The organism is Glutamicibacter sp. BSL13 (genome assembly GCF_052928425.1).
In genome coordinates this window covers 1-1,593 of record NZ_JAVGCZ010000204.1, presented here as the reverse complement: position 1 = coordinate 1,593, position 1,593 = coordinate 1, and the positions used below count along the sequence as shown (strand labels likewise).

Annotated in this window: 3 protein-coding genes; all 3 read right to left on the bottom strand. The window is 71.9% G+C overall.

The window, feature by feature from the left end; genetic code table 11:
• On the bottom strand, nt 1-596 hold a 596-nt coding region (locus RCJ92_RS15840; protein WP_446755115.1), incomplete at its 3' end, for a bifunctional hydroxymethylpyrimidine kinase/phosphomethylpyrimidine kinase.
• Nucleotides 593-1,234 carry a thiamine phosphate synthase gene (thiE, locus tag RCJ92_RS15835; protein WP_446755114.1) on the bottom strand — a complete coding sequence of 214 codons (642 nt, stop codon included), beginning with the start codon at nt 1,232-1,234 and terminating at the stop codon, nt 593-595. The genes RCJ92_RS15840 and thiE, both read right to left, overlap by 4 nt.
• Before the next feature lie 68 nt (nt 1,235-1,302).
• On the bottom strand, nt 1,303-1,593 hold a 291-nt coding region (locus tag RCJ92_RS15830), incomplete at its 5' end, for a hydroxyethylthiazole kinase (protein ID WP_446755113.1).

The following is a 1,593-nucleotide window of genomic DNA, read 5'->3' as shown; positions in this document are numbered from 1 at the left end:
GGGAAGTCGGCCAGCACCCCGGTGGCGTCCACCAGCGCGTCCGGGCACTGCTCCCCGCCCAGGTGCCCGCCCTTGGCCACCACCAACACGTCGTGGGCGGCGGCCAGGCGCTGCGCCTGGGCCAGCACGCCATCCCAGGTGGTGGCGCGCGCTTCACCCAGCAGCACCGCCAGTTCGTCCATGTTCGGGGTCAGCACCGTGGCCCGGGCCAGCAGCCGGGACATCGCCTGGTGGGCCGCGTCATCCAGCAGCCGGTCCCCGCTGGTGGCGATCATCACCGGGTCGAGCACCACCGGCAGCCCGGCCGGCTGTTCGCCCAGCCACTGCTGCACCGCGTCGATGATCCCGGCGTTGGCCAGCATCCCGATCTTCACCGCGTCGATGCGCACATCGGCGGCGATGCTGCGCAGCTGGGCGGTGACGAACTGCGGCTCAACGGCCTGCACCGCGTCCACGCCGCGGGTGTTCTGCGCGGTCAGGGACGTGATGGCGGCCATCCCGTAGCCCCCGGTCGCGGCGATCGCCTTCAAATCCGCCTGGATTCCGGCGCCCCCGGAGGGGTCGGAACCGGCGATGGACAGGATGTTGTGGATCATTTCGCCTCCTGCCAGGCGCGCAGCAGCCCGCCGGCGGCCGCACCGGGGTCGGTGCTGGAGCAGATGGCCCGCACCACCGCCATGCCCTCGGCCCCGGCCGCGCGCAGCGCCGGGGCGTCCTCGGCCTGCAGCGCACCGATGGCCACGCAGGGCAGCTGGGAGATCTTCCGGGCCCGGGCGAAGCCCTCGATCCCGATCGGGGTGGGGTGGTCCTTCTTGGTGGGGGTGGCCCGGATGGCCCCGACGCCCAGGTAGTCGATCATCGAGGCGTTCGCGTTCGCCGCGGCCAGCTGCTCATCGGTGGAGGCGCTCAACCCCAAGGTGGCGTCCCCGATCAGTTCGCGCACCCGCTGCACCGGCAGGTCCTGCTGCCCGATGTGCACCCCGGTGACCGCGGCCCCGGCGGCCCGTGCCGCCAGGTACACGTCCACCCGGTCGTTGACCAGCAGTTCGGCCCGGCCCGCGGTGAGCTGACCGGCGGCCAGGGCCAGTTCATAGAATTCGCGCGCGCTTTCCTCCTTGGCGCGCAGCTGGATCCACTGCACGCCGGCCTGCACGGCGGCCTGGATGACCTCAAGGGTGCGGTGCGGGGTGCAGCTGGCGGTGTTGGCGACCAAATATACGCCGAGATTTCGCATGATTGTCCTTAAACCGCCCCCCTGCGGGGCCGGCGGGTTGAGTCGTGGGGGAATGAAGAATGAGGGATCTAGAGTTCCTCGATGCGCACCGCACCCAGTTCCTGCGGATCGGTCAGGGCCAGGGCGTCGAGGAACTGTGCGGCAAAGCTGCCCGGTCCCAGGGACAGGGCGGCGGCGCGTTCGGCGGCCCGCCCGTAATAGGCGTGGGCGGCCACGGTGGAGGTGAACACGTCCTGCCCGGCGGCGATCGCCGCCGCGGCGAACGCACCCAGGGCGCACCCGCCGCCGGTGACGCGGGTCAGTTCGATCCCGTCGGTGTGCACCATGACCGTGCGCTGGGCACTGACCACGGCGTCGGC